This is a genomic window from Marivita sp. S6314 (assembly GCF_023015985.1).
GTDB lineage: Bacteria > Pseudomonadota > Alphaproteobacteria > Rhodobacterales > Rhodobacteraceae > Marivita.
This window is the reverse complement of record NZ_JALKAO010000004.1, coordinates 324,126-349,752: the sequence shown is the minus strand read 5'-3', so window position 1 is coordinate 349,752 and position 25,627 is coordinate 324,126. Positions and strand designations below refer to the sequence as shown.

22 protein-coding genes are annotated in these 25,627 nt (G+C 61.3%); 13 read left to right on the top strand and 9 right to left on the bottom strand.

The features are described from left to right. Positions 1-5 precede the first annotated feature (5 nt). The 5 genes from dxr to pyrH form a co-directional block, all read right to left on the bottom strand. Complete coding sequence (gene dxr / locus MWU54_RS13975) at positions 6-1,169, bottom strand: 1-deoxy-D-xylulose-5-phosphate reductoisomerase (RefSeq protein WP_247084875.1); 1,164 nt, start codon at positions 1,167-1,169, stop codon at positions 6-8. Then, entirely contained in the window at positions 1,166-1,954 is a 789-nt protein-coding gene (locus MWU54_RS13970; RefSeq protein WP_247084873.1) for a phosphatidate cytidylyltransferase, read from the bottom strand. The genes dxr and MWU54_RS13970 overlap by 4 nt, the downstream gene beginning before the upstream one ends. After that, positions 1,951-2,682 (bottom strand): polyprenyl diphosphate synthase, encoded by a 732-nt coding sequence (uppS, locus tag MWU54_RS13965; protein WP_247084871.1) that lies wholly within the window; start codon positions 2,680-2,682, stop codon positions 1,951-1,953. Before uppS ends, MWU54_RS13970 begins: the two co-directional genes overlap by 4 nt. Before the next feature lie 26 nt (positions 2,683-2,708). Further along, on the bottom strand, positions 2,709-3,272 hold the full coding sequence (gene frr / locus MWU54_RS13960) for a ribosome recycling factor (RefSeq protein ID WP_247084870.1): 564 nt from the start codon (positions 3,270-3,272) through the stop codon (positions 2,709-2,711). Between the two features lie 129 nt (positions 3,273-3,401). Continuing rightward, positions 3,402-4,151, bottom strand: a complete 750-nt coding sequence (gene pyrH / locus MWU54_RS13955) for a UMP kinase (RefSeq protein ID WP_247084869.1) — start codon at positions 4,149-4,151, stop codon at positions 3,402-3,404. A gap of 130 nt (positions 4,152-4,281) precedes the next feature. Between pyrH and miaA the strand changes: the two genes are divergently transcribed. The 6 genes from miaA to MWU54_RS13925 all read left to right on the top strand — a co-directional run bounded on the left by miaA (position 4,282) and on the right by MWU54_RS13925 (position 12,551). Continuing rightward, on the top strand, positions 4,282-5,178 hold the full coding sequence (gene miaA, locus MWU54_RS13950) for a tRNA (adenosine(37)-N6)-dimethylallyltransferase MiaA (RefSeq protein ID WP_247084868.1): 897 nt from the start codon (positions 4,282-4,284) through the stop codon (positions 5,176-5,178). 206 nt (positions 5,179-5,384) lie between these two features. Then, entirely contained in the window at positions 5,385-7,055 is a 1,671-nt protein-coding gene (locus MWU54_RS13945) for an ABC transporter substrate-binding protein (protein WP_247084867.1), read from the top strand. Between the two features lie 113 nt (positions 7,056-7,168). Beyond that, the gene (locus tag MWU54_RS13940; protein WP_247084866.1) at positions 7,169-8,215 is read left to right on the top strand and encodes an ABC transporter permease; all 1,047 of its coding nucleotides are present in this window, start codon (positions 7,169-7,171) and stop codon (positions 8,213-8,215) included. Positions 8,216-8,232: 17 nt separating this feature from the next. After that, positions 8,233-9,426, top strand: coding sequence for an ABC transporter permease (locus MWU54_RS13935; protein WP_247084865.1), 1,194 nt, complete (start codon positions 8,233-8,235; stop codon positions 9,424-9,426). Between the two features lie 102 nt (positions 9,427-9,528). Further along, positions 9,529-11,613, top strand: coding sequence for an ABC transporter ATP-binding protein (locus tag MWU54_RS13930; protein ID WP_247084864.1), 2,085 nt, complete (start codon positions 9,529-9,531; stop codon positions 11,611-11,613). A 101-nt stretch (positions 11,614-11,714) separates the two neighbouring features. Continuing rightward, positions 11,715-12,551, top strand: coding sequence for a DUF1206 domain-containing protein (locus MWU54_RS13925; protein WP_247084863.1), 837 nt, complete (start codon positions 11,715-11,717; stop codon positions 12,549-12,551). 29 nt (positions 12,552-12,580) lie between these two features. On the opposite strand, the gene MWU54_RS13920 is transcribed toward MWU54_RS13925, so the two are convergent. Next, positions 12,581-13,198: a lytic transglycosylase domain-containing protein gene (locus tag MWU54_RS13920; protein ID WP_247084862.1), complete on the bottom strand. Its 618-nt coding sequence runs from the start codon at positions 13,196-13,198 to the stop codon at positions 12,581-12,583. Between the two features lie 212 nt (positions 13,199-13,410). Between MWU54_RS13920 and ssb the strand changes: the two genes are divergently transcribed. Then, complete coding sequence (gene ssb / locus MWU54_RS13915) at positions 13,411-13,917, top strand: single-stranded DNA-binding protein (RefSeq protein WP_247084861.1); 507 nt, start codon at positions 13,411-13,413, stop codon at positions 13,915-13,917. A 66-nt stretch (positions 13,918-13,983) separates the two neighbouring features. Here ssb and aroB read toward each other — a convergent pair whose 3' ends face one another. Both aroB and MWU54_RS13905 read right to left on the bottom strand, forming a co-directional pair. Next, entirely contained in the window at positions 13,984-15,084 is a 1,101-nt protein-coding gene (gene aroB, locus MWU54_RS13910) for a 3-dehydroquinate synthase (RefSeq protein ID WP_247084858.1), read from the bottom strand. After that, positions 15,081-15,629 carry a shikimate kinase gene (locus MWU54_RS13905; protein WP_247084856.1) on the bottom strand — a complete coding sequence of 183 codons (549 nt, stop codon included), beginning with the start codon at positions 15,627-15,629 and terminating at the stop codon, positions 15,081-15,083. The genes aroB and MWU54_RS13905 overlap by 4 nt, the downstream gene beginning before the upstream one ends. Before the next feature lie 132 nt (positions 15,630-15,761). On the opposite strand from MWU54_RS13905, the gene MWU54_RS13900 reads away from it, so the two are divergent. From MWU54_RS13900 to MWU54_RS13885, 4 genes are all read left to right on the top strand, one after another. Further along, positions 15,762-15,911, top strand: coding sequence for a hypothetical protein (locus tag MWU54_RS13900; protein WP_247084854.1), 150 nt, complete (start codon positions 15,762-15,764; stop codon positions 15,909-15,911). Then, positions 15,901-17,457: a hypothetical protein gene (locus MWU54_RS13895; RefSeq protein ID WP_247084852.1), complete on the top strand. Its 1,557-nt coding sequence runs from the start codon at positions 15,901-15,903 to the stop codon at positions 17,455-17,457. Before MWU54_RS13900 ends, MWU54_RS13895 begins: the two co-directional genes overlap by 11 nt. After that, complete coding sequence (locus MWU54_RS13890; protein WP_247084850.1) at positions 17,454-18,380, top strand: site-specific tyrosine recombinase XerD; 927 nt, start codon at positions 17,454-17,456, stop codon at positions 18,378-18,380. Before MWU54_RS13895 ends, MWU54_RS13890 begins: the two co-directional genes overlap by 4 nt. A 68-nt stretch (positions 18,381-18,448) precedes the next feature. Next, complete coding sequence (locus MWU54_RS13885; RefSeq protein WP_247084848.1) at positions 18,449-19,765, top strand: HlyC/CorC family transporter; 1,317 nt, start codon at positions 18,449-18,451, stop codon at positions 19,763-19,765. Between the two features lie 96 nt (positions 19,766-19,861). Here the strand turns inward: MWU54_RS13885 and MWU54_RS13880 are convergent, their stop codons facing one another. Then, the gene (locus MWU54_RS13880) at positions 19,862-22,276 is read right to left on the bottom strand and encodes an FAD-dependent oxidoreductase (RefSeq protein ID WP_247084846.1); all 2,415 of its coding nucleotides are present in this window, start codon (positions 22,274-22,276) and stop codon (positions 19,862-19,864) included. Between the two features lie 148 nt (positions 22,277-22,424). On the opposite strand from MWU54_RS13880, the gene MWU54_RS13875 reads away from it, so the two are divergent. Together MWU54_RS13875 and MWU54_RS13870 are read left to right on the top strand one after the other, a co-directional pair. Further along, entirely contained in the window at positions 22,425-24,830 is a 2,406-nt protein-coding gene (locus MWU54_RS13875; RefSeq protein ID WP_247084844.1) for an FAD-dependent oxidoreductase, read from the top strand. 9 nt (positions 24,831-24,839) lie between these two features. Next, a complete protein-coding gene (locus tag MWU54_RS13870) occupies positions 24,840-25,442 on the top strand; it encodes a nucleotidyltransferase family protein (protein ID WP_247084842.1) in 603 nt (200 codons plus the stop codon). The last annotated feature ends 185 nt before the right edge of the window (positions 25,443-25,627 follow it).

Genomic DNA, 25,627 nt, shown 5'->3' with positions numbered 1-25,627 from the left:
CCTCTTTATTTGTTCATGATTTCATCTGCCCTTACCCGAGCGAGATGGTCTGCATGCATCACGTTATCAAGAGTGATGGGGGCATCAATGTGGCCCGGTTGGGCCGAAACTCTGGAAAGTACCTCTTCCACGACCTCGGCAATTTGCTGAAACCCGATGCGGCGATCCAGAAATCCGTCCAGCGCCCGTTCCTTGGCCGCGTTGAACACCGCCCCCGACAATCCACCCGCCGCCATGACATCGCGCGCAAGGCGCAGCGCGGGCCAGCGGACCTCATCAGCCGGGCGGAAGGTCAGCTGCCCCAACGCCACCAGATCAAGCCGTTCAACCGGCAGGGTCTTGCGGTCCGGATAGTGCAGCGCGAACCCGATCGCGTGGCGCATGTCGGGTGGGCCAACATGCGCCATCAGCGCGCCATCCCGGAACCCGACCAGTGCGTGGATCATCGATTCCGGGTGCACAACGGCTTCGATCTTGGCAGGATCGATCTGGAAAAACTCTTTGGTTTCTATCAGTTCCAGCGCCTTGTTGAACATCGATGCGCTGTCGATGGTGATCCGTTGCCCCATGTCCCAGTTTGGATGCGTCGCTGCCTGCTCTGGCGTGGCCTTGGCAAGGTCTTCCAGCGGCCAGTCGCGGAACGCGCCACCGGATGCGGTGATCACAACACGCTCCACGGCGTCCAGGTCTTCGCCAATCAGCGCCTGAAACACAGCCGAATGTTCGCTGTCCACAGGCAGAATCGTTCCGCCGTGCGTCTTGGCCGTCCGAAGCATCAACGCCCCGGCGCAGACCATGCTTTCCTTGTTCGCCAGCGCCAGCGCCGCCCCGTTTTCAAGCGCGCGCAGGCCGGGGGCCAATCCCGCAGACCCGACAATGGAGGACATCACCCAATCCGCCGGACGCGCGGCGGCCTCGATCAGCGCGTCTGGCCCTGCCGCAGCGTCCACCCCGGACCCGGACAGCGCCTCGCGCAATTCGGCCAGACGGTTGGGATCCGCGGTGACCGCCAGTTCTGCGTTGAAATGTCGGGCGTCTTTGGCGAGTTGGTCAATGTTCTGACCGCCGGTCAGCGCGACCACCTGATACGCGTCACGGTCGCGGTCGATCAAATCAAGCGTGTTCTGGCCAATCGACCCGGTCGCGCCGAAAATCGTGATCCGCCTCATTGCGACCCCGGCGGGAAACCGATGAGTTGACCCGCAATCACGATAAAGATCGCGGCTCCCAGCATGCCGTCAAACCGGTCCAGCAGACCGCCATGACCGGGGATCAAGTTCGAGCTGTCCTTGACGCCGGACCGCCGCTTGATGGCGCTTTCGGCGATATCTCCGATCTGGCTGGCCATGCTCACCGCGATACTGACGCCGATCAGTCCAAATCCGGCTTGCGTTGACTTGGCAAACAACAGCGCGACTCCTGTCGCACCGACCCAGCCTGCCACGGTGCCGGACCATGTTTTCTTGGGGCTGACACGCGGCCAGAGCTTTGGCCCGCCGATCATCCGACCTGCAAAATATCCCGCGATGTCGGTCACCACCACAATCAGCAAAAGCCAAACCATCCATGTCAGGCCGAAATCATCCCGCAGCGCCATCAGGCCGTAGCCGGCCAGCATGATCAGCGCCGTGAACACCGCATAGGTCACGCCCCCCTGCTCCATCCGGCCAAGGCCCAGCATGGAGGGGATCAACAGTAGTGGCAGAGCGAAGGACGGAGGCAATTCGATGGCCAGCATCGCGGCGGCACCAGACGCAACCGCCAGTACCAAGGCCGACTTGCTGCGCGCCGTGTCGAGCATCTTGACCAGTTCCCAGACCATCAGGCCGACGCACAGAGAAATCAACGCGTGGAACCACAGACCGCCAAGCCAGACACCAAGGGCGCCGATACCCACCATCGCCACGGCAGAGAACAATCGTGGCGCGAGATCGTCCCACTTGCCTGTGCTCATGCGCGCACTGCACCGTAGCGGCGATCCCGGGTGCCGAACCCGCCCACCGTCTTGCGGAACTCCTCGGCCGAAAAATCCGGCCAGAGCGTGTCGACAAATTCATATTCGGCATAGGCCGACTGCCATAGCAGGAAATTGGAAATCCGGGCTTCGCCACTGGTGCGAATGACCAGGTCAGGGTCCGGAAGAACACAAGTATCCAAATACTTTGGCAGCGTTTCTTCATCCACTGCTTCAGGATCAAGTTTGCCCAAGGCTACATCCCGGGCCAACCGTTTGGTCGCACGGGCAACCTCGTCCCGACCGCCGTAATTGATCGCAATCGTCAGGTTCACGGACCGACAATTGGCGGTCAGCGCCTCAAGTTCGTCCATCATCGACACCAGCTTGGCGTCCAGCCGCACGCGGTCGCCAATGAACCGTACACAGACGTCATTCGCCTTCAGCGCCTTGGCTTCGCGCGTGATGTAGCGGCGAAACAGGCTCATCAGACCCGCGACTTCAGATTGTGTCCGCTTCCAGTTCTCGGTCGAGAAGGCAAACACCGTCAGATAGTCGACCCCAAGGTCCGGACAGGCCTCGACAATCTCGCGGACCCGCCGTGCGCCGGCCTGATGGCCAAACAAGCGAGGGCGACCGCGTTGGGTCGCCCATCGGCCATTGCCGTCCATGATAATCGCCACATGACGCGGGCCATCACCGCTTTGTTTGGGCTGAGGCTGTGCCATCGTACCGGGGTCCTTCCTGCGGGTCGTCAGACCTGCATGATCTCTTCCTGCTTTGTCTCCAAAGCGGCGTCGATTTTCTTGATATACGTATCGGTGAGTTCCTGAACTTCGCCTTCCCAGAACTTCTGATCATCCTCGGACAACCCGTCGGCCTTGGCCTTCTTGATCTGGTCCATCCCGTCGCGGCGGATGTTGCGCACGGACACGCGGGCGTGTTCCGCATAGCTGCCCGCAACCTTGCCCAGCTCGCGGCGGCGTTCTTCGTTCAGTTCGGGAATCGGCAACATGATGATCGTGCCGTTCAGTTGAGGATTGATCCCCAAACCACTCTCACGAATGGCTTTTTCGACCTTGCCGACCAAGCCCTTGTCCCACACGTTCACCGTCACCATGCGCGGTTCGGGCACGTTCACGGTGCCGACCTGGTTGATCGGGGTCATGCTGCCATAGGCATCCACCATCACCGGTTCTAGCATCGACGCACTGGCGCGGCCGGTGCGCAGGGACGCGAACTCGGTCCGCAGGTTGGCCATCGCGCCATCCATACGACGCGTGAGGTCATCTGTATCAAGAAGAAAGTCGTCTGCCATGTGGCCCTCAAGATCGATTTTTGTGCTTTTATTGGGTTCTAAGCGAGGCGGGTGCGAAAGTATAGCGTCTTGCGCACGCAATCGCCAAAGGACGCGCCTGCTGTGTCGCTTTGATCAAAGCAATTTGACTTAACCGGTCGCGGAGGTATCCGGATGCACGATGGTGTAGGTGCCCTCGCCCGCCAGAATGCCACAGAATCCGCCCGGCTCATCCAGCGAAAAGACGATGATCGGTAGGTTATTGTCGCGCGCAAGCGCAATCGCAGAGGCATCCATCACGCCCAAGTGCTTTTGCAGCACCTCGTCATAGGTCACCTTGTCATAGCGCACCGCGTCATCATGTTTGGCCGGGTCCTTGTCATAGACGCCGTCAACCTTGGTGCCTTTGAAAATCGCCTCGCAGGCCATTTCGTTGGCGCGCAGGGTCGCCGCGGTGTCTGTGGTGAAATACGGGTTGCCGGTTCCGGCGGCAAAGATGCAGACCCGCTGTTTCTCAAGGTGGCGCACGGCGCGGCGGCGGATATAGGGTTCGGCCACCTCATCCATGCGAATGGCGCTGATGACGCGGGTGAAGACGCCCAACTGTTCCAAGGCAGATTGCACCGCAAGCGCGTTCATCACCGTGGCCAGCATCCCCATGTAGTCGGCGGTGGTGCGTTCCATCCCCTGCGCCGAGCCTTGCAAGCCGCGAAAGATGTTGCCGCCGCCGATGACCATGCAGATCTCGACCCCCAGATCATGCACGGATTTCACTTCGCGGGCGATCCGTTCGACCGTGGGCGGGTGCAGGCCGAACCCCTGATCCCCCATAAGTGCCTCGCCGGATATCTTGAGCATCACACGTTTATATGTGGGATTTGGGGTATCGCCGTCCGTCATGTTGCGCTCCGTTTCGTCGCGGGTCTAAAGTCGAGCGCAAAATGTCGGAAAACCCGGCTATGAGCAAGGCGAAGTCACACCGCGTTGTCGTCAACATGACAGGGCCGCCGCAAAACAGGGGCAGAGACGCGTGAGCGTGGAGTTTTCAAACCTCATTTCCAGCCTTGATCCGGTTCGTCCGGTGCTGATTGCAGGCCCGACGGCAAGCGGGAAATCCGAGCTGGCCCTGCGCATCGCCGAGGCGCAGGGCGGTGTCGTAATCAATGCGGATGCGATCCAGGTCTATGAAAACTGGCGCATTCTGACCGCCCGTCCCAGCGAAGAGGACGAAACCCGCGCGCCGCACCTGCTCTATGGGCATGTCGCGGGGCACATCCCCTATTCTGTCGGCGACTGGTTGCGCGATCTGGAACCGCATCTGACCGGCCCGGCACGTCCGATCATCGTAGGCGGCACCGGGCTGTATTTCTCGGCCCTGACCGCAGGGCTGGCGCAGATCCCAGAAACGCCCGCCGCGACACGCGACACGGCCATGGCGCGGATTGCGCAGGATGGGTATCAGAGCCTGATCCAAGAGCTTGATCCGGAAACCCGCGCGCGGATTGATCTGAACAACCCGATGCGGGTGCAGCGCGCCTGGGAGGTGTTGCAGACCACCGGCAAAGGATTGGCGGACTGGCAGGACGACACCCCGCCCCCGCGCCTGCCGCTGTCAGACACCCAGGCGTTTGTGTTTGATGCCCCGAAGGACTGGCTGACGCCGCGCATCGAACGCCGCTTTGCGCAGATGATCGCATTGGGCGCGTTAGACGAGGCGCGCGCGAACCATCCAACCTGGTCCCCTGATCTACCCTCGGCCAAGGCGATAGGTGCCGCCGAACTGATGGCGGTTCTGGACGGGGAAAAGACGCTTGATCAAGGCTGCGAACGGGCGACGATCCTGACCCGCCAATTCGCGAAACGTCAACGCACGTGGTTCCGGTCACGTATGCAAAACTGGACACGAATTGACGCAACGGAAACCTAACCCGTCACACACTCAATCCGGCGCACATGGTTCGTAATGTCGCTATTTGGCAATCCATATGTCGCAATCAGACCTCAAAAGGTCTAAAGTGACGATTGACGGCAGCGCGCACATGGGGCGCAATGCCGGGTATAAACAAAACGTGCGGTGGTCCCCCGGAAAATCGCGTCGTTGACAAGAACAAAACGTGTCACAGGGAGAAACAGATGACGCACCACTCACCGATTAATCGGCTGCATCCGTCAGCCGAAATGTACGCACGCGAATTCAAGGAAGGTCACATGGACCGCCGCGAATTTCTGGCGCGCACAACTGCGCTTGGGCTGACGGCCTCTGCGGCCTATGCACTTGGCGGCCTGACGCGGCCTGTCCAGGCGGCGGCACATGCGCAGCAGGGCGGCACGATCCGCTACCAGATGGAAGTTCGCGCGCTCAAAGACCCGCGCACCTATGACTGGACCCAGATCGCGACCTTTACCGCCGGTTGGCTGGAATATCTTGTTGAGTACAACAATGACGGGTCGTTTGAACCGATGTTGCTGGAAAGCTGGGAAGCGAACGACGACGCGACCGAATACACGCTCAAGGTGCGTCAGGGCGTAAAGTGGAACAACGGCGACGATTTCACCGCCGAAGACGTGGCCCGCAACATCGAAGGCTGGTGCGATACAACGCTCGAAGGCAACTCGATGGCCGCACGCATGGCGTCGCTGGTTGACGAAGCAACCGGCAAAGCCGCCGAAGGTGCGATCACCGTTGTCGACAGTCACACGGTTCTGCTCAAGGCGAATGTGCCGGACATCACGCTGGTGCCGGGCATGGCGGACTATCCGGCCGCGATTGTCCATTCGAGCTTTGACGCCAACAACATGATGGCCAACCCCCTCGGCACCGGTTTCATGCTTCCCGAAAGCCACGAAGTCGGCGTCAAGGGCGTGCTTGTGCGCAACGAAGACTTTGACTGGTGGGGCTACGCCGCTGGCAAGGGCGGCTATATCGACCGGATCGAGTTTATCGACTACGGCACCGATCCGGCTGCGTTCCTGGCTGCGTTCGAATCCGAAGAGATCGACATGAACTGGGAATCCGTTGGTGAATTCATCGACGTGTTCGACGCGATTGGCCTGACCCGGTCAGAAATCCCGTCCGGCTTTACCATCGTCATCCGTCCGAACCAGCTGGCCGAAGACGACAACGGCAACAAGATCTACGGCGACAAACGTGTGCGTCAGGCGCTTGCCATGGCGGTCGACAACGAGGTCTGTCTGGAACTGGGGATGGCGGGCTACGGCATTCCGGCCGACAACTGCCATGTTGGCCCGATGCACCCCGAGCACAACGCCGAAGTGACCCGCCTGCCCTTTGATCCGGCCAAGGCCAAGGCCATGATGGACGAAGCGGGCATGGGTGATTTCGAACATGAAGTTCAGTCAATTGACGATGACTGGCGTCGCAACACCACCGCCGCCGTGGTCGCGCAGTTGAATGACGCGGGCATCAAGGCCAAGCACACTGTCCTGCCGGGCTCGACCTTCTGGAACGACTGGACCAAATACGCGTTCTCGTCGACCAACTGGAACCATCGCCCATTGGGCACGCAGGTTCTGGGTCTGGCCTACAAGTCCGGCGTGGCGTGGAACGAAGCAGGCTTTGCCAACGAAGAGTTCGACGCGTTGCTGGCCGAAGCCAATTCGCTGGCCGATGTCGAGGCACGCCGCGAGGTCATGGGCAAGCTGCAGGCGATCATGATCGACGAAGGCGTGACCATCCAGCCCTACTGGCGCACGGCCATGCGTCACCACCGCGACAACCTTGTGGGGGTCGAAAAGCACATCGCCGACCTGCCGCAATTGTACAAGTTCGGCTTCAAGGCCTGACCTTGATCCCCAAGCCGCGCCCCACGGGGCGCGGTTTTTTGTCCGGACCAGACAAAACAACAACCAAAAAATACCTGTCGTGACCGAAGCGGCGTCCACCAACAGGGTGAACCATGGGACTTTTCATACTCCGGCGTCTTGGCATCATGATCCTTACCGGTCTGTGCCTGACGTTTCTCGTCTTTACGTTAACCAACCTCTATCCGAACCTGGAAAAGCTCGCCAAGACACAGGGCAACTTCCGGATGAGCGACGAAGAGGTGTCGAGTTTCCTTGAAAAAGGCGGCTACCTGCAACCGATGGCCGTGAAATACGGCGAATGGCTGGGCGTGTTGCCGTCCTACCGGCACGAAAACCCCGATGGCAGCATTCAGGGACGCTGTATTCTTCCCGGACAGTCTGCCGAAGACGCGCCGAACTTTTGCGGTGTTCTGCAAGGCCACTGGGGTTTTTCAACCGTCTTCAAGGACGAGGTGGGCAGTATCATCGGCACACGGCTAGGCCTGACCGCCAAATTGATGTTCTGGGTGATGGTCCTGATGGTGCCCTCGGCGCTGATCCTCGGGGTGCTCTCGGGGATGAACGAAGGGTCCAAGACCGACCGAACCCTGTCCACGGTGGCGATCACGACCACGGCCACACCCGAATACGTGTCCGGTGTGATCCTGATCGCGGTGTTTGCGTCCTCGACGATGGGGCTCAAATGGTTCAAGGGTACGGCGACGTCGGCGATGGAAAGCGCCAATTTTGAAAACTTCTTCCTGCCGGTGCTGACCATTTCGCTGTACGGCATGGGCTATATCGCCCGCATGACGCGCGCGTCTATGGCCGAAGTCATGACCGCGCAGTACATCCGCACCGCCCGGCTGAAAGGTGTGAGTTTTCCCAACATCGTCATCAAACACGCGCTGCGCAACGCGCTGATCGCCCCCTTCACCGTGATCATGCTGCAGTTCCCATGGCTGCTGAACGGCGTGGTGATTGTCGAGACGCTGTTCAACTACAAGGGCTTTGGCTGGACCCTGGTTCAGGCTGCCAGCAACAACGATATCGAACTGCTGTTGGGCGTCTCGGTTGTGTCGGTCTTTGTCGTGCTGGTCACCCAGCTCATCTCCGACATCGGCTACGTCTATCTTAACCCACGCATCAGCGTGACCTGAGCGGAAGGAGTAGTCTTATGGAACCGCTCAGCTGGTTTGAAATCATCACACGCGTCCTGTTGCAGTTCATGCCCGTCTGGGTGTCGCTGGTCGCGCTTTTTACCCTGTCGATCGTCTACAAGCGGCGGCTGGGGCTGTATGGCAAGCTGTTTGACTCGACCATTGGCATGATCGGCTTTGCCCTGGTCATGTTCTGGGTCTTCACCGGCATCTACGGCGCGATGGACCTGATCATCACGCATGACCCCCTGGCACAGGTGTCGGGCATGAAGAACAAATTGCCCGGCACGCCGTTGGGCAACCCGGATGACGGGCAATACGCGTATTACCTGTTTGGAGGCGACAACCTGGCCCGCGATGTGTTCAGCCGCATGGTGGCCGGGGCGTGGATCGTGGTGCAGATTGCACCACTGGCCACGGTCTTCGCCTTTATGGTGGGCATCACGCTGGGCCTGCCGGCCGGCTATTACGGGGGCCGTCTGGATACGGTCCTGAGCTTTCTGGCGAACCTGATCCTCGCCTTCCCTGTGATCTTGCTGTTCTACCTGTTGGTCACTCCCGAAATCGTGGAAACCGGCATCCCAAGCTACATGGCCACGGTGCTGTTCATCTTCCCGCTGATCTTTGTCGGCGTGCTGTTGAATTCGCGCTACAAGACACAGCCCAAACTGCGCACGCCGATGCTGATCATCGTGTTGGGCATCATGGGATGGCTGTACCTGTCACTGATCTCGGAGACCGGCACAAAGGTGGCGCTGATCCCGAACTTCCTCGATCTGTTCAACGTCTCAAGCGGCATTCTGGTGGTGTTTGTGTCGGTGGTTTTTGTGAACTCGCCCACGGTGTTCCGCATCGTGCGGGGGCTCGCCATGGACATCAAGACGCGCGACTACGTGGCCGCCGCCCAAACGCGCGGCGAGGGCCCGTGGTACATCATGCTGTGGGAAATCCTGCCCAACGCGCGGGGTCCGCTGATCGTCGATTTCTGCCTGCGGATTGGCTACACAACCATCCTTCTGGGGACGTTGGGCTTTTTCGGCTTGGGGCTGTCGCCCGAAAGCCCGGACTGGGGCACCACGATCAATGACGGGCGGCGCTTGCTGCAGATCTATCTGCATCCGGCGATTGTGCCTGCGCTGTCGCTGCTCAGCATGGTGTTGGGTCTGAATTTGCTGGCCGATGGTCTGCGCGAGGAATCGTTGCGCGATTGATCTTTGGACGGAGGTGGGGGGCCAGCCCCCCACACCCCCCGAGGTATTTTTGAACCAAAGAAGCAGGGGACCTGCCCTGCCATCCCAACCGGGAGAGATGACATGAAAGACAGCTATGACGGTCCGATCCTTGAGATTGACCAGCTTTCGATTTCCTTTTTCACACGCCTGCGCGAAATCCCCGCCGTGATGGATTTTTCGGTCAAGGTCATGCCGGGCGAAGCGGTGGGGCTTGTGGGCGAATCCGGATGTGGCAAATCCACGGTCGCGCTGGGGGTGATGCAGGATCTTGGCAAGAACGGCCAGATTGTCGGCGGGTCGATCAAGTTCAAGGGCCGCGATCTGAATGCGATGAGCCAGGAAGAGCTGCGCCAGATCCGCGGGTCCGAGATCGCGATGATCTACCAGGAGCCGATGGCCTCCCTGAACCCGGCGATGAAGATTGGCAAGCAGTTGATGGAAGTGCCGATGATCCACAACGGGGTGTCGGAAAAAGAGGCTTACGACCGCGCGCTGCAGGTGGTCACGGATGTGAAACTGCCCGACCCCAAACGCATGCTGAACAGCTATCCGCACCAGCTGTCAGGGGGCCAGCAGCAGCGCATCGTGATTGCGATGGCGCTGATGGCGGAACCGGCGCTGCTTATTCTGGACGAGCCCACCACCGCGCTGGATGTGACGGTCGAAGCCGCCGTGGTCGATCTGGTAAAGGAGCTGGGCAAGAAATACGGCACCTCGATGCTGTTCATCAGCCACAACCTTGGTCTGGTGCTGGAAACCTGTGACCGGCTTTGTGTGATGTATTCCGGTGAGGCGGTGGAAAGCGGGTCGATCGAAGACGTGTTCGACGAAATGCAGCACCCCTATACGCAGGCGTTGTTCCGGTCGATCCCGCTGCCGGGGGCCGACAAGAACGCCCAGCCGTTGCGCGCCATTCCCGGCAACTTCCCCCTGCCCCATGAACGGCCACCGGGCTGCAATTTTGGTCCGCGCTGCGATTATTTCGAAAAGAACCGCTGCGATGCCACCGACATCAGCATGAAGGTTGTGCCGGGCAATGACCGCCACACAACGCGCTGCCTGCGGTTTCAGGAAATCGACTGGGCCGCTCCGCTGGAGCTTGCCGACACCACCGAAAAGCCCGAACCGGGCCGGGTGGTTCTCAAGATGGACAATCTCAAGAAATATTACGAGGTGGCGGCAAACGCGCTGTTTGGCAGTTCCGGCGAAAAGAAGGTCGTAAAGGCCAACGAAACGCTGAGCTTTGAAGCCCGCGAATCCGAAACGCTGGCGATTGTGGGCGAGTCCGGGTGCGGGAAATCCACCTTTGCCAAGGTCCTGATGGGGTTGGAAACCGCCACCGAAGGCCAGATCCTGCTCGACAACCGCAATATCGAAGCCACCCCCATCGAAGAGCGCGACACCGGCACGATTGCCGATGTGCAGATGGTGTTCCAGAACCCGTTTGACACGTTGAACCCGTCCATGACCGTGGGCCGCCAAATCATCCGGGCGCTTGAGGTGTTCGGCATCGGTGACAGTGACGCGGCGCGCAAACAGCGCATGTTGGAGTTGCTGGATCTGGTCAAACTGCCCCGCGCCTTTGCCGACCGCATGCCGCGCCAATTGTCCGGCGGTCAGAAACAGCGCGTCGGCATCGCGCGGGCCTTCGCGGGCAATGCGCGCATCGTGGTGGCGGATGAACCGGTGTCTGCTTTGGACGTGTCGGTGCAGGCGGCGGTGACCGATCTGTTGATGGAGATCCAGCGCGAACAGAAAACCACGCTGCTGTTCATCAGCCATGACCTGAGCATCGTGCGCTATCTGTCTGATCGCGTTATGGTTATGTATCTTGGACACGTGGTCGAACTGGGCACGACGGACCAGGTGTTCTCGCCGCCCTACCATCCGTATACCGAAGCCCTGCTGTCGGCGGTGCCCATCGCCGATACCAAGGTGCACAAGAAACATATCGTGCTGGAAGGCGACATTCCGTCAGCCATGAACCCGCCCTCCGGGTGCCCGTTCCAGACGCGCTGTCGCTGGAAATCCGAAGTGCCCGGCGGGCTGTGCGAAAAGGAAGTGCCGCCGGTGCGGGTTCTGGCCGAAGGCCATCAGGTGAAATGTCACCTTACAGACGAAAAACTGGCCGAGATGGAGCCGGTGATCCAGATCGCGGCGGAATAATCGGTCCGCGAGACCGGCCGCGTGCGAGGCTGACGGTCAAAGAGACGGAACCAGAACGCGGGCTTGGCGGTTGATCTTCTGAACCACTCAGGAGATTTCGGATGTCGACCCGTAGCTATGGCTGGACCATTCCCTTCATGCGCGCGGGCTATGCCGGACGCGGCCTGACCTATGCGGCCATTGCGGCAACCTCGCTTTGGGCGATCTGGTCTGGCGGTCAGGCCCAAGGCACGCAAAGCGCGCTGGAGCGACTGACATCCGCGCCTGCTGGGGTTTTCGTACTGGCGCTTATCGCTGCTGGTCTGGTCGCCTATTGCATCTGGCGCGTGTTGGATTCGGTGTTCGATCTCGAAGACTATGGGACTGATGGCAAAGGCCTGATCGCGCGTGCCGGGATGGTCATCACAGGGTTCATCCACGCTGGTCTGGGCGTCGCCGCCTTTGCGATCCTCATGGGCACCGGCAGTCGCGGTGGTGGCATGACGACACTTGTGCAAACCGTGTTCGAACTGCCGATGGGCCGCTATTTGGTCGGCCTTGGGTCACTCGCGACCCTTGGTGCGGGTGTGTACTATCTTAAGAAGGCATTGAATGAAGAATACCGGGACGATCTGCGCGCCAACCATTTTACCGTCAACTGGAACTTCGCGCTCAAGGCGGGTGTTGCGGCGCAAGGCCTGATCGTCACCATCATCGGTGCCTTTTTCTTTATGGCTGCGCTGACACATGCCCCATCCGAGGCGGGAGGACTGGATCAGGTGTTCAGCTTTCTGACCTCTCAACCGTTTGGACAAGCCATCGTTGTCGCGATTTGTATTGGCCTGGCCGGGTTCGCGCTGTTCTGTTTTGTGAACGCGGCATACCGAATTGTGCCCAACGCGACGATGGAAGACGTGGAAACACTGGGGCAGAAACTGAAACAGAAAGCTGAGGCGTGACGTCAGAAAAGTCCGCTATGACGCCGCCGTTACCGCCCCCAGATCTTCTTCACGTAGTTGCGTGTTTCGCGGAACGGGGGAATGCCCTTGTGCTTTTGCACGGCACCCGGCCCCGCGTTATAGGCCGCCAAGGCCAAGGGCCAGTTTCCGAAGGTCTTGAACTGCTGCTTGAGATAGCGCGCGCCGCCTTCAAGGTTTTGTGCCGGATCATTCGGATCCACCCGCAAATCCCGCGCTGTACCCGGCATCAGCTGGGCCAGACCGATGGCCCCCTTGTTGGACCGCGCATTGGGATTGAAGTTTGATTCCTGCTGAACAAGACGCAAAAACAGGTCTTCCGGGATTCCGTGACGCCGCGCCGCATCGCGGGCCATCCCGGCATAGACGCCTTTGTAGCGGCCGCGATATTGCGGCACCGGGCCGTCTACGCCTGCATTCCCCCATTTGGTGGGTGTGACCACTTTGGGCGGCTGCAACCGCACCGAGCTTTTGTATTGTTGCGCCGCGCGACTGTCCAAAACACTGGTTTTGCTGGAAAACAATGCAGCGCGGTTCTTGGTGGACAGGATTTCCGCGCTCACTGACCCTGCACCGACAAACGCGACCAAACCCACGGCCGCGATGAATCCCTGTTTTGCTGCTCGCATGGCTGCGTTCGCCTCATCTTGAGATTTTGCGTGGTTATAGTCGGAAATTGCGGTTCATACCAGCCTTGGTTGCTCACGATTTATTAACCACAAGCTGCTGAGGTCCGAGACAGCTTTCCCGGCATTAGCAGATGGCATCTGGAGGCCGTGATCGGTAATGTCGGGCAAACGGCGCGGTGCGTCACAGATTCGAACAAATATATGGGGGAGCCATGGCCGGTTCAGTCAACAAGGTCATCATCGTCGGCAATTTGGGGCGCGATCCCGAAGTGCGCACATTTCAGAACGGCGGCAAGGTCTGCAACCTGCGGATTGCGACATCCGAAAACTGGAAAGACCGCAACACCGGTGAACGGCGCGAAAAGACCGAATGGCACAGCGTGGCCATCTTTTCCGAACCGCTCGCGCGGATCGCAGAACAATACCTGCGCAAAGGGTCAAAGGTGTATATCGAAGGCCAGCTTGAAACCCGCAAATGGCAGGACCAGTCCGGGCAGGATCGCTATTCGACCGAAGTGGTGCTGCGCCCCTATCGCGGGGAACTGACACTGCTCGACAGCCGTGGTGACAGCGGCGGCGGCAGTGGCGGTGGCTATAGCGGCGGCGGGGATTATGGCGGCGATTACGGCGCGTCCAGCGATTATGGCGGCTCAAGCGGCGGCGGCAGTGGCCCGGCGCGCGCCCCGGCCCGTGATATCGACGACGAAATTCCGTTCTAAACTCCGGTTCTGGGCATCTCTGGGCTTGCCGGGGATGCCCAATACCCGGTCACGCTGCGCCGCCGGCTAACCCGCGCGCAGCGTCTCCAGCACCGCGTCTTTCGGCACATCTGCTGTGACAAACGCCGATCCGATGCCGCGTGCGAGGATGAAATGGATCTGGTCCGCGACAACTTTCTTGTCCTGCCCCATCAACCCAAACAGCGCGTCCGCATCCGGCAGGTCGCCCGGAATATCCGACAGCGACACCCGCATCCCCATCTGCGCCAGCAATTGCCGCACGCGGCTGGGGTCTTCTTGTGCGCAGAGACCCAGACGCGACGACAGGTCGAACGCCAGCCCGCATCCAATGGCCACGCCCTCTCCGTGCAACAACCGGTCTGAATAGCCGGTCGCGGCCTCAAGCGCGTGACAGAACGTGTGACCAAGGTTCAACAGCGCGCGGTCGCCCTGCTCGGTCTCGTCCCGCACCACGATATCGGCTTTCATTTCCACCGACCGGCGCACCGCATAGGCCAGCGCCTCCGGGTCACGGGCGGCCACCTGCGCGGCGTTCTGTTCCTGCCATTCGAAAAACGCGGCATCGCCCAACAGGCCGTATTTCACCACTTCGCCATAGCCAGCCAGAAAATCGCGGTCGGTCAGCGTGTCCAGCACCGAGATATCGGCCAACACCAACGCCGGCTGGTGAAACGCCCCGATCAGGTTCTTGCCCTGCGGCGCATTGATCCCGGTCTTACCGCCCACCGAACTGTCGACCTGCGCCAACAGCGAGGTTGGGATCTGCACAAAGCGGACCCCCCGGCGCAGCACTGCGGCGGCAAATCCAACCAGATCCCCGATCACGCCGCCACCCAGGGCGATCACGACATCGCGGCGTTCGATCTTTTGCGCCAACAGCCATTCGACCGTGCGCTCAAACTCCGGCCAGCCTTTGGTCGCCTCCCCGGCGGGCAGCGCGAGGCTCACCGAGGTGATGCCTTCGGCCTCAAGCGCGGTTTCCAACGCGGTCAGATGCTGTGCAGCGACATTGGTGTCCGTGACAATCGCAACGCGTGGACGCGGCAAAAGCGGCGCGATCTCCGCGCCCGCGCGCGCCATCAGGTCGGCCCCGATGCGCACGTCATAGGCGCGGTCTCCCAAGGGCACGTGTACCGTTTCGATCATGCCAGGTCCTCCAACACATCCGGGCGGGTGCGCAAAGCGTCGATCACGCGCCGGGCCATGTCATCAATCGACAAGCCCGGCTCTGACGTGACACTCAGATCGGCCAAGGCGTAAACCGGAACACGTTCTTCATAAATCCGCGTCAAAGCCCCAAGCGGATCAGGCACACGCAACAAAGGCCGCGTGTCCTTGTGCTTGACCCGGTTCCAAAGCAGGTCCAGATCGGCATTCAGCCAGACCGCCACACCTTTTCCAGAAATCAGCGCGCGGTTTTCTTCCGACATGAACGCCCCGCCGCCCGTCGACAGGATGCCCCGCTCTTCGTCCAGCAGCCGCCCGATCACCTGCGTTTCCTTGGTTCGGAAAAACGGCTCCCCGTCGCGTTCGAAAATCTCGGGGATGGTCATATTGGCCGCCTTCTGGATTTCCGCGTCCGAATCCAGGAAAGGCACATCAAGCATGGCCGCCAAGGCTTTGCCCACAGCGGTTTTTCCGGCCCCCATCATGCCGACCAGCACCACTGTTTTCTTCAGTTTGCCCTGCATTCCCGCTGCTGGTGCCCTTGTAACTCGGCCAACTGCCGCCAATTTTCTGATAATGCTGGTTGAATGACGTGATCTTGGGCAAAAGGCCAGTTATAAGTTGCAAAAAATAACCGAGGCAGGGCGAGGGTGTCCATGGGGCGCATACTAAAATGGCTGATCTATCTATTGATCATTGGCGGATTGGCGCTGGTGGCGTACGCATATCTTGGACCTTATTTTGGCGCTGATTTTTCACCGCCGCAGATCGAGATTCGAAAACCTGTGACACTGGATGCAAATTAACGCAGTACCTCTGATTTTCGGCCTTTGGGCCCTGCCCCTTGCGGCACAGGAAACCCCGCTTTCCGCAATCGACTGGCTGGCGGTGCAACGCACCGTCGAACCGGTGGTCACGGTGCAGCCCGAGACCCCGGAAAAACCCGTGGCGCAAAGCGCAACGGTTCCCAAGATCGACGTCCAGCCACTGGACACACCGTCCATCGGGGGCGTCGGGTTGCTGCCAAGCGCGGTAACCGGGTTGCCGGTGGCGCTGTGGCAAGGCAGCGCCGAGGCAGATCTGATCGCCGCACTGGAGCGCTTGCACCGGCGCAAGCCCTCTGTTCCGGCGCTGGATTCCCTGTTCCACACGTTGCTGCTGGCCGAAGCCACGCCGCCTGCGGGCAGCCGCGGCGAAGACCTGCTGCGCGCGCGCTTGCGCAGCCTTTACACACACGGGCTTGTGGCCCCTGCCGAAGCGCTGGCGGAACGGATTGGCACCCTGACACCCGCGCTGTTTCAACAGGCCTTTGACCTGGCGCTTCTGACCGGCTCTGACGAAGCGCTGTGCCAGGTGCTCAACGATCAACCCACGCTGAGCAATGATCTTCCAACCCGGATCTGGTGCGCGACGCGCAGCGGTGATTTTCCCCGCGCCATGACGATCTACCAGACGGCCACGGCGCTGGGTCAGCTCTCTGATCTGGATGCAGAGCTTTTGCTGCGCTTTCTTGATCCCGAATACGCCGAAGACATTCAGCCCCTGCGCCCCCCGGTGCGCCCGACCCCGCTGCAATTCCGGCTCTTCGAAGCGATTGGCGAAGCGCTGCCAACAACACCCCTGCCCCTGCCTTTTGCCGTGGTCGAACTGTCGGGCGATTCCGGCTGGCGCGCGCAACTGCAGGCCGCCGAACGGCTGGCCCGTGCCGGGGCGATTGATGGCAACCAGCTTCTGGGCGTGTACACCGAACAATTGCGCGCTGCCTCCGGCGGCATCTGGGACCGCGTGGACGCGTTGCAACGGTTCGAAACCGCCCTGAACACCCGCGACCCCGGCGCAGTGTCGTCCTCGTTGGAACGGGTCTGGCCGCAGATGCGCACCGCAGGCCTGCTTGTGCCCTTCTCCAACCTGTTCGCCGCGCGCTTGCAGGGGTTGCCGCTCAGCGACCGGGCCGAGAGGATATCGGGATTTGCCGGCCTTCTGTCCAAGGATTACGAACGCTTTGCCCCGGCCTTGCTGGGCAGCGACGTGCCCGAACTGGTCTTTCTGGCCAAAATCGCCCAAGGCGACGCCACAGGTGCACCGCGATCCACCGTGCCGCACGCGCAGGCGCTTGCGCAGGCCTGGTCAACAGCCCCGACAGCCCCCGATGACCTTGCGCAAATGGCGCAGGAAAACCGACTTGGCGAAGCCCTCCTGACCACCCTGTTGCGCTTTGAAACCGGGGCCGAGGGGCGACCGGCGGACCTGACGCAGGCGCTGCAAACCTTGCGCGCCTTTGGTCTGGAAGACACAGCCCGGCGCGCGGCCCTGCAATTGGCCATCCTTGATATGGAAGGGGCCCGGCGATGAGCGATCTGCACTGGATTGGCGCGTTTCTGGATGCGCAAGCCGCCGAACGCGGCGCGGCCACCAACACGCAGCTGGCCTATGCGCGTGACCTGAAAGACTTCCGCGACTGGCTGGAGCACGCCGGATCCTCGCTGACGGACGCGCAGAAATCCGATGTCGAGGCTTATCTGGTCAGTTGCGACGCACAGGGGCTGGCCAAATCGACCCGCGCGCGCCGCCTGTCGGCGATCAAGCAGCTCTATCGCTTCTGTTTCGAAGAAGGCTTTCGCGCCGACAACCCCGCCGTTCAGATCAGCGGCCCCGGCCGCGACAAACGCCTGCCCAAGACCTTGTCGACCGAAGAAGTCGACCGCCTGCTGGACGCCGCCACCACCCATGGGCGCACCGATGCGGACAAGCTGCGCAACACCTGCCTGATGCAACTGCTCTATGCCACCGGCATGCGGGTCAGCGAACTGGTCTCGCTGCCGCTGACATCGGCCAAGGGCGATCCGCGCATGCTGCTCATCCGGGGCAAGGGCGGCAAGGAACGGATGGTGCCGCTCTCGCCCCCCGCCCGCGCCGCCTTGCGCGACTGGCTGGCCACCCGCGAAGCCGGGGAAGACGCGGCCCGGCAGGAAGGCAAACCGGCCTCGCCCTTCCTGTTCCCGTCGCGCGGCAAATCCGGATACCTGACGCGACACGCGTTCTATATCCTGATCAAGGAACTTGCGGTCAAAGGCGGCGTATCCCCGGACAAGGTCACACCACACACGCTGCGGCACGCCTTTGCGACGCATCTTCTGGCCAATGGCGCCGATCTGCGCGCCATCCAGACCTTTCTGGGCCATGCCGACGTATCCACGACCGAGATTTACACCCATGTTCTGGAAGAACGGCTCAAGGAATTGGTGCTGGATCACCACCCGCTGGCACGCGACTGACCTGCGGCCCTTGAACGTGGGCCACAGCGCCCCCATAACCCTATAAACCTTTCAAGACGTTGGACCCAATGGAACCCGCAACGACCGCGGCAGATGCCGCTCTCTGGATCACCGCTTCTGCCATTGTCGGATTGCTGGTGCTGTCCGCCTTTTTCAGTGGCTCGGAAACCGCCCTGACCGCCGCATCGCGCGGCAAGCTGCGGACGATGTCCGACAAGGGATCAAAAGGCGCGGAACGGGCGCTCAACATCACCGAAGACAATGAGCGTCTGATCGGGTCGGTCCTGCTGGGCAACAACCTGGTCAACATCCTAGCGACGTCGCTGGCAACGGCCCTGTTCACCCGGATGTTCGGCGAATCCGGTGTGGCGCTTGCAACGCTGGTGATGACGGTTCTGGTGCTGGTCTTTGCCGAAGTGCTGCCCAAGACCTATGCCATCACCAACGCCGAAACCGCCGCAAGCCGCGTGTCGCCAGTCATTGCCCTTGTGATCCGCGTGTTCTCGCCGGTTGTTGCCGCGGTGCGCGTCCTGGTGCGCGGCGTGCTAAGCGTGTTCGGTGTGAAAACCGACCCCGACAGCCACATCCTTGCCGTGCGCGAAGAGATTGCGGGCGCCTTGCAGCTGGGCCATTCTGAAGGGGTCGTCCAGAAGGAAGACCGCGACCGCATCCTGGGCGCGCTGGACCTCAGCGACCGCACCGTGGAAGAGATCATGTTGCACCGCTCGGGAATCGAGATGATCGATGCCGACAAGGACCCGCAGGACATCCTGCGACAGTGTCTGGAATCGAACCACACCCGCCTGCCGGTGTTCCGTGGCGATCCCGAAAACATCATCGGCGTGGTGCATGCCAAGGACCTCTTCCGCGCGATGTACCGGTTCCTGCAGGAAACCGACCGCCCGGTGGACGCACTGGCCGAGTTCAAATTCTCGGACGTGTCGATGCAGCCGTATTTCATTCCCGAAAGCACATCGCTGGACGACCAGATGCGCCAGTTCCTGCGGAGACACACGCATTTTGCGCTGGTGGTGGATGAATACGGCGCTTTGCAGGGCCTGATCACGCTGGAAGACATCCTTGAGGAAATCGTCGGCGAAATCACCGATGAATTTGACCCCGAGGATGAAAACAACATCAAGCGCGCTGAGGATGGCAATTTCTGGATCGAAGGCGCGATGACCATCCGCGATCTCAACCGGGCGCTGGATTGGTCGCTGCCCGATGACGAGGCCAATACGGTGGCCGGTCTGGTGATTCACGAGGCGCAGATGATCCCCACCACCGGACAGTGTTTCAGCTTTCACGGCTTCCGCTTTGAAGTGGCCGCACGCGAGAACAACCGGATCACCGCGCTGAAAATCCGCCCGCTCTCGGCTGAATGAGGCGGATCAAAATGCGGTGACGCATTTTGGAGTTTCCATCACTGGAAACTCTTGGGGTTCCACCCCAAACCCCGAGGTATTTGGAAAACAGAGAAATCAGGCGCGCAACCGTGCGCCATCCGGATCAAACGGCGGCGTTTCAAGGATCATCGCCCGATGTGGCCGACCAAGGATCATCACCTCCACTTCGTCACCGGGGCTTGCGGCTTTGACATAGCCAAGCGCCAGCGACAGGCCCACATGGTAGCCATACCCGCCGGATGTCACGCGCCCGATGCCGGTGCCCTCCTTGAAGATCGGCTCACCCCCCGTCGCATCGGCGCAGGAGGCCTCGGTGTCCTCCGCGTTGATGGCCAGCACCACCATGCGCTCGCGCGGCGCGGCCTCCATCGCAGCCATTGCCGCGTCGCGGTTCAGATACGCCTTGTCCCGCGTGCACAACCGGTCCAGCCCACATTCCTGCGGCCAGTATTCCGGGCTGTATTCCCGGCCCCAGGACCCGTAGCCCTTTTCCAGCCGCAAGCTCATCAGCGCCCGGCTGCCAACGGGAACAGCCCCAACCTCTTTCCCGGCCTCCAACAAAGCAGAATACAGCGCCGCCTGATCCTCGGCCCGGCAATGCAATTCCCACCCAAGGTCGCCCGTGAACGACACCCGCAACGCCATCACGGCGATCCCAGCCAGGTCGATCATCTGCGACCGCATAAACGGCCAGTCAGGCGTCGCCAAAGACACGTTGGTCAACCGCTGCAACAGCGCCCGGCTCTCTGGCCCGGCCACGTTGAAGCCGCACCATGTGTCTGTCAGGCTTTCGAAACGCGTGCCCGCAGGCAGTCGCACCTGATCGTAGAAGCGCTTCTGATAGCGCTCCGCCATGCCCGAGCTGATGATCCAGAAGTCGTCCTCGGCCACCCGCGTGACCGTCGCATCCCCCGCGATCCCGCCGCGTTTGCCGATGAGCGGCGTCAGGCACGACCGCCCCACCGCGCGCGGCATGCGGTTGGCGAAGACCGCGTTCAGCCAGTCCTCGGCCCCCGGCCCCGTGACGCGGTATTTTGCAAAATTCGAGATGTCGATGATCCCGGCCCTGTCGCGCAATGTCCGCGCCTCATGGCCCACCACATCCCACCACGGTTGGCGCGTGAACCCGGCGCTGTCGGGCACGTCTTTCGAAAAATAAAGCGGATGTTCCCAGCCGTAGTTGAGCCCAAACACCGCCCCCATGTCGCGCTGCATCTCGTAAACAGGCCGCGTGCGCGCAGGCCGCCCGGCGCTGCGTTCTTCGTTCGGGAAGTGGATTTTGAACCGATGCGCGTACTGATCCCCCACCCGCGCCTTGGTGAACTTGGCATCCGCCCAATCGCCAAACCGCGCCATGTCCCAGGCAAACATGTCGTACTGCATCTCGCCTTCGACGATCCACTGCGCCACCATCTGGCCCATGCCGCCGGATTGCGAAAACCCCGGAATGATCCCATTGCAGCAAAAATACCCCTGCTTTTCCGGTACCGGCCCCAGCAACACATTGCTGTCCGGCGACCAGATCATTGGCCCGTTGATCACCCGTTTGATCCCGGCCTCCCCCACGGCAGGCACCCGGTCAATCGCGCGCATCATGTTGTCTTCGATCCGCTCCAGATCATCGGCAAACAGCTCATGCCCAAAGCCCTGCGGCGTGCCATCCTCGGCCCAGAACCGCACGTCTTTCTCATAGGCACCCACCAGCAAGCCCTTGCCCTCTTGCCGAAGATAATACTCCCCATCCCGGTCCGCGACCGACGGCAACCGCCGATCCATCGCGGCGATCTCGACAATCGTTTCGGTGACGAAATACTGATGCTCTGTCGGCAAGAGCGGCAACGTGATCCCTGCTAAAGCCGCGACTTCCCGCCCCCACAATCCGGCGGCGTTCACCACCCAAGGCGTGTGAATATCCCCGTTCGGCGTGCGCACAATCCATGACCCATCCGCCTGCTGCTCGGTCGCCGTCACGGGCGTAAAGCGATGGATGTCCGCCCCCCGCTGCCGCGCCCCCGCCGCATAGGCCGCGGTCACCCCGGACGGGTCGACATTGCCGCCATCGGGTTCGAACATGATGCAGCGGATGCCATCGAAATTCACCAGCGGATGTAAGCGCTCCGCCTCATCCCGCGACACTTCATGAAAGTTCATCCCGTAAAGCCGGGCCTTCGCCTCTTGCAGCCGCAACTGGTGCTCGCGCTCTTCCGTCTGCGCCAGATACAGCGACCCCGGCTGAAACACCCCACAGGACTGCCCCGTCTCGGCCTCCAACTCTTTGTAGAGGTTCATCGTATAATGCTGAATGCGGCTGATATTGGTGCTGTCATGCAGCCCGTGAATGTTCGCCGCCGCGTGCCATGTCGACCCACTGGTCAACTCGTCCCGTTCCAGCAGGACCACGTCCGTCCACCCCAGCTTGGCAAGGTGATAGAGGATCGAGCAGCCAATAACGCCGCCTCCGATGACGACGGCTTGGGCGTGGGTTTTCATGGCGGGAGTCTCCTGCTGACATGTGCTTACCCTTTGTCGACGATCACACGACCGGTTGCCATCTGCCGACACATGATGTCGTTTTCGGGCAGGAAGCCGGATCGCGTTGCCCGACATGGTCATGCGAGGCAAGACAGGGGCAGTGACAATGAATACTCAAACACGCGTGGTGGTCATCGGCGGCGGGGTCGTCGGTGTGTCGGTGCTCTACCACCTGACCAAGCTGGGCTGGTCCGACGTCATGCTGGTCGAACGCTCTGAACTGACATCCGGCAGCACATGGCACGCGGCGGGCGGGTTTCATACGCTCAATGGCGACACCAACATGGCCGCGCTTCAGGGCTACACGATCCGGCTCTACAAGGAACTCGAAGAGATCACCGGCATGTCCTGCGGGTTGCACCATGTGGGCGGTATCACCCTTGCCGACAATCAGGACCGGTTCGACATGCTGCTCGCCGAACGGGCCAAGCATCGGTACATGGGGCTTGAGACCGAAATCGTCACCCCCGACGAGATCGCCAAGATCGCGCCCATCACCAACACCGATGGCATCCTTGGCGCGCTCTATGATCCGCTCGACGGGCATCTTGATCCGTCGAGTACCACCCACGCCTATGCCAAGGCTGCACGTATGGGCGGGGCGACGATTGAAACCCATGTCATGGTGCGGGAAACCAACCAACGCGCGGATGGCACATGGGACGTCGTTACCGACAAAGGCACCATCCACGCCGAACATGTGGTCAACGCAGGTGGCCTCTGGGCCCGCGAAGTGGGGGCTATGGCCGGGGTCTACCTGCCCCTTCACCCGATGGAGCATCAGTATATCGTCACTGACGAGATCGCAGAGATTTACGAACGCGCCGAAGAACACCCCCATGTCATGGACCCGGCGGGCGAAAGCTATCTGCGTCAGGAAGGGCGCGGGCTGTGCATCGGGTTTTACGAACAGCCCTGTCGCCCGTGGGCGGTCGATGGCACGCCCTGGACATTCGGGCACGAACTGCTGCCCGACGATTTCGACAAGATCGAAGACAGCATCGCCTTTGCCTATAAACGCTTCCCGGTGCTTGAACGCGCGGGCGTGAAATCTGTCATCCACGGCCCCTTCACCTTTGCCCCCGACGGCAACCCGCTCGTCGGCCCCGTCCCCGGCCTGCGCAACTATTGGTCGGCCTGTGGTGTCATGGCGGGCTTTTCCCAAGGCGGCGGTGTCGGCCTCATGCTGGCACAATGGATGATCGAGGGCGAATGCGAACGCGATGTCAGCGCGATGGACGTGGCGCGCTATGGCCAGTGGATTACCCCCGGCTACACCCTGCCCAAGGTGATCGAGAACTACCAGAAACGCTTTTCGGTCAGCTACCCGAACGAAGAACTTCCCGCCGCGCGGCCCAACCGCACCACCCCGATGTACGATATCTTCGATCAGATGGGCGCGGTCTGGGGCCAGCAATTCGGGCTTGAGGTCGTCAACTACTTCGCCGACGCAGGCGAGCCGCGCTACGAGACCCCAAGTTTCCGCCGGTCCAACGCGTGGGACGCCACCGCGCAAGAGGTCAAGGCCGTGCGCGAAGCGGTCGGGATCAACGAAGTCCACAACTTCGGCAAATACGAGGTCACAGGCCCCAATGCCCGCGACTGGCTGGACACGGTCATGGCAGGCCGCATCCCCAGACCGGGTCGCTTGTCCCTGACGCCGATGCTGTCACACAAGGGCAGGCTGATCGGTGACTTCACCATCTCCTGCCTGTCCGACACCCATTTCCAGCTGACCGCCAGCTACGGCGCGCAGGCCTATCACATGCGCTGGTTCCAGCAGAACCAACGCGACGGCGTATCTGTGCGCAATGTCTCGGACACCCTGACCGGGTTCCAGATCGCGGGCCCGAACGCCCGCAAGGTGCTGGAGGCCGTCACGCGTGACGCCACCGACCTGCGCTTTATGGATGTGCGCCCCATGACCATCGGCATGACCCCCTGCCTTGTGCAGCGGGTCAGCTATACCGGTGGCCTCGGGTACGAGATCTACTGTGACCCGGTCGCGCAGCACCAGCTGTGGCACACGCTTTGGGACGCCGGTCAGGCGCATGGGATGCGCCCCTTTGGCATGCGCGCGATGATGTCCCTGCGGCTGGATAAGTTCTTCGGCTCCTGGCTGTCGGAATTCTCACCCGACTACACGGCCGCGGAAACCGGCATGGACCGCTTCATCAGCTTCAAGAAAAACGCAGATTTCATCGGACGCGCCGCCGCCGAAGCCGAACGGACAACACCTCCTGCCCGCGCGCTTGTCGCCTTCGACGTGCAGGCCGACGACGCTGACGCGCATGGGTATGAACCGGTCTGGATCGACGGCACCGTACAGGGCTTCTGCACCTCTGGCGGCTATTCGCACCATACGGGCAAGTCCATCGCCCTTGCGCTGATCCCACGCGAACACGCCATCGACGGCCTTGCCGCCAAGATCGAAATTCTGGGCCAGATGCGGGACGCCACGCTGATCACCACCCCGCTTTACGATGCGGACGGGGCGCAGATGCGCGGTTAACATGCGGAAATGACCAAACTCGCCATCGTGATTCCCGCCGCCGGCGCCAGCCAGCGCATGGGGGACCGGGACAAACTGCTCGAACCCGTGGACGGTGCGCCGTTGCTCCGGGGGGTGGCAACGCGTGCCCGACAGGTCAGCGATCTGGTCTTCGTCACCCTGCGACACCCAACAGACCCCCGCGCCGATGCGCTGGCAAATGTGCCGGTCCACGTGATCGACGTTCCCGACGCCCAAACCGGCATGTCGGCCTCGCTGCGGCAGGTGTCACCACAGGTGCCGGGCGACATGGGTGTGATGGTCTTGCCCGCAGACATGCCCGATCTGACCACCGATGATCTGCACCAACTGGTCGCCGCCTTTGCAGCCTCTGGCGAAACCTTCCTCGTCCAGGCCACCAGCGCGACTGGAGCGCCCGGTCACCCCGTGATCTTTCCGTCAGACCTCGTGCCCGCCTTCCAGACCCTGACAGGCGACGAAGGCGCGCGATCTGTTGTCAAAGCCCATCGGTCCCGTCTCATGCAGGTGTCCCTGCCCGGCGACCATGCGGTCACGGATCTCGATACACCCGAGGACTGGGCCGCGTGGCGGGCCCGAAACCCAAAGCGATAGCCTGTGGATAAAGGTGCGGACAAAAAAATGGGACAGCTCTCCCCGACTGTCCCATTCCTTGCGATTGCTGCCTCGATCGGGCGCAACCGGCGTGTTCTTTGCACTGATCTTCATCAGTGACGCGGAACCTACTCAAGTTTTGCTTCAAAGCAAGGCGATAATCACAGAAATCGGCATCGAATCGC

Coding starts and splice junctions, on each gene's coding strand:
- MWU54_RS13900 (WP_247084854.1), top strand. CDS start 15,762: ATGGGGCGCATACTAAAATGGCTGATCTATCTATTGATCATTGGCGGA.
- MWU54_RS13890 (WP_247084850.1), top strand. CDS start 17,454: ATGAGCGATCTGCACTGGATTGGCGCGTTTCTGGATGCGCAAGCCGCC.
- MWU54_RS13970 (WP_247084873.1), bottom strand. CDS start 1,954: ATGAGCACAGGCAAGTGGGACGATCTCGCGCCACGATTGTTCTCTGCC.
- ssb (WP_247084861.1), top strand. CDS start 13,411: ATGGCCGGTTCAGTCAACAAGGTCATCATCGTCGGCAATTTGGGGCGC.
- MWU54_RS13925 (WP_247084863.1), top strand. CDS start 11,715: ATGTCGACCCGTAGCTATGGCTGGACCATTCCCTTCATGCGCGCGGGC.
- MWU54_RS13935 (WP_247084865.1), top strand. CDS start 8,233: ATGGAACCGCTCAGCTGGTTTGAAATCATCACACGCGTCCTGTTGCAG.
- MWU54_RS13920 (WP_247084862.1), bottom strand. CDS start 13,198: ATGCGAGCAGCAAAACAGGGATTCATCGCGGCCGTGGGTTTGGTCGCG.
- aroB (WP_247084858.1), bottom strand. CDS start 15,084: ATGATCGAAACGGTACACGTGCCCTTGGGAGACCGCGCCTATGACGTG.
- MWU54_RS13880 (WP_247084846.1), bottom strand. CDS start 22,276: ATGAAAACCCACGCCCAAGCCGTCGTCATCGGAGGCGGCGTTATTGGC.
- frr (WP_247084870.1), bottom strand. CDS start 3,272: ATGGCAGACGACTTTCTTCTTGATACAGATGACCTCACGCGTCGTATG.
- uppS (WP_247084871.1), bottom strand. CDS start 2,682: ATGGCACAGCCTCAGCCCAAACAAAGCGGTGATGGCCCGCGTCATGTG.
- MWU54_RS13870 (WP_247084842.1), top strand. CDS start 24,840: ATGACCAAACTCGCCATCGTGATTCCCGCCGCCGGCGCCAGCCAGCGC.
- MWU54_RS13905 (WP_247084856.1), bottom strand. CDS start 15,629: ATGCAGGGCAAACTGAAGAAAACAGTGGTGCTGGTCGGCATGATGGGG.
- MWU54_RS13940 (WP_247084866.1), top strand. CDS start 7,169: ATGGGACTTTTCATACTCCGGCGTCTTGGCATCATGATCCTTACCGGT.
- MWU54_RS13875 (WP_247084844.1), top strand. CDS start 22,425: ATGAATACTCAAACACGCGTGGTGGTCATCGGCGGCGGGGTCGTCGGT.
- pyrH (WP_247084869.1), bottom strand. CDS start 4,151: ATGACGGACGGCGATACCCCAAATCCCACATATAAACGTGTGATGCTC.
- MWU54_RS13885 (WP_247084848.1), top strand. CDS start 18,449: ATGGAACCCGCAACGACCGCGGCAGATGCCGCTCTCTGGATCACCGCT.
- dxr (WP_247084875.1), bottom strand. CDS start 1,169: ATGAGGCGGATCACGATTTTCGGCGCGACCGGGTCGATTGGCCAGAAC.
- MWU54_RS13895 (WP_247084852.1), top strand. CDS start 15,901: ATGCAAATTAACGCAGTACCTCTGATTTTCGGCCTTTGGGCCCTGCCC.
- MWU54_RS13945 (WP_247084867.1), top strand. CDS start 5,385: ATGACGCACCACTCACCGATTAATCGGCTGCATCCGTCAGCCGAAATG.
- MWU54_RS13930 (WP_247084864.1), top strand. CDS start 9,529: ATGAAAGACAGCTATGACGGTCCGATCCTTGAGATTGACCAGCTTTCG.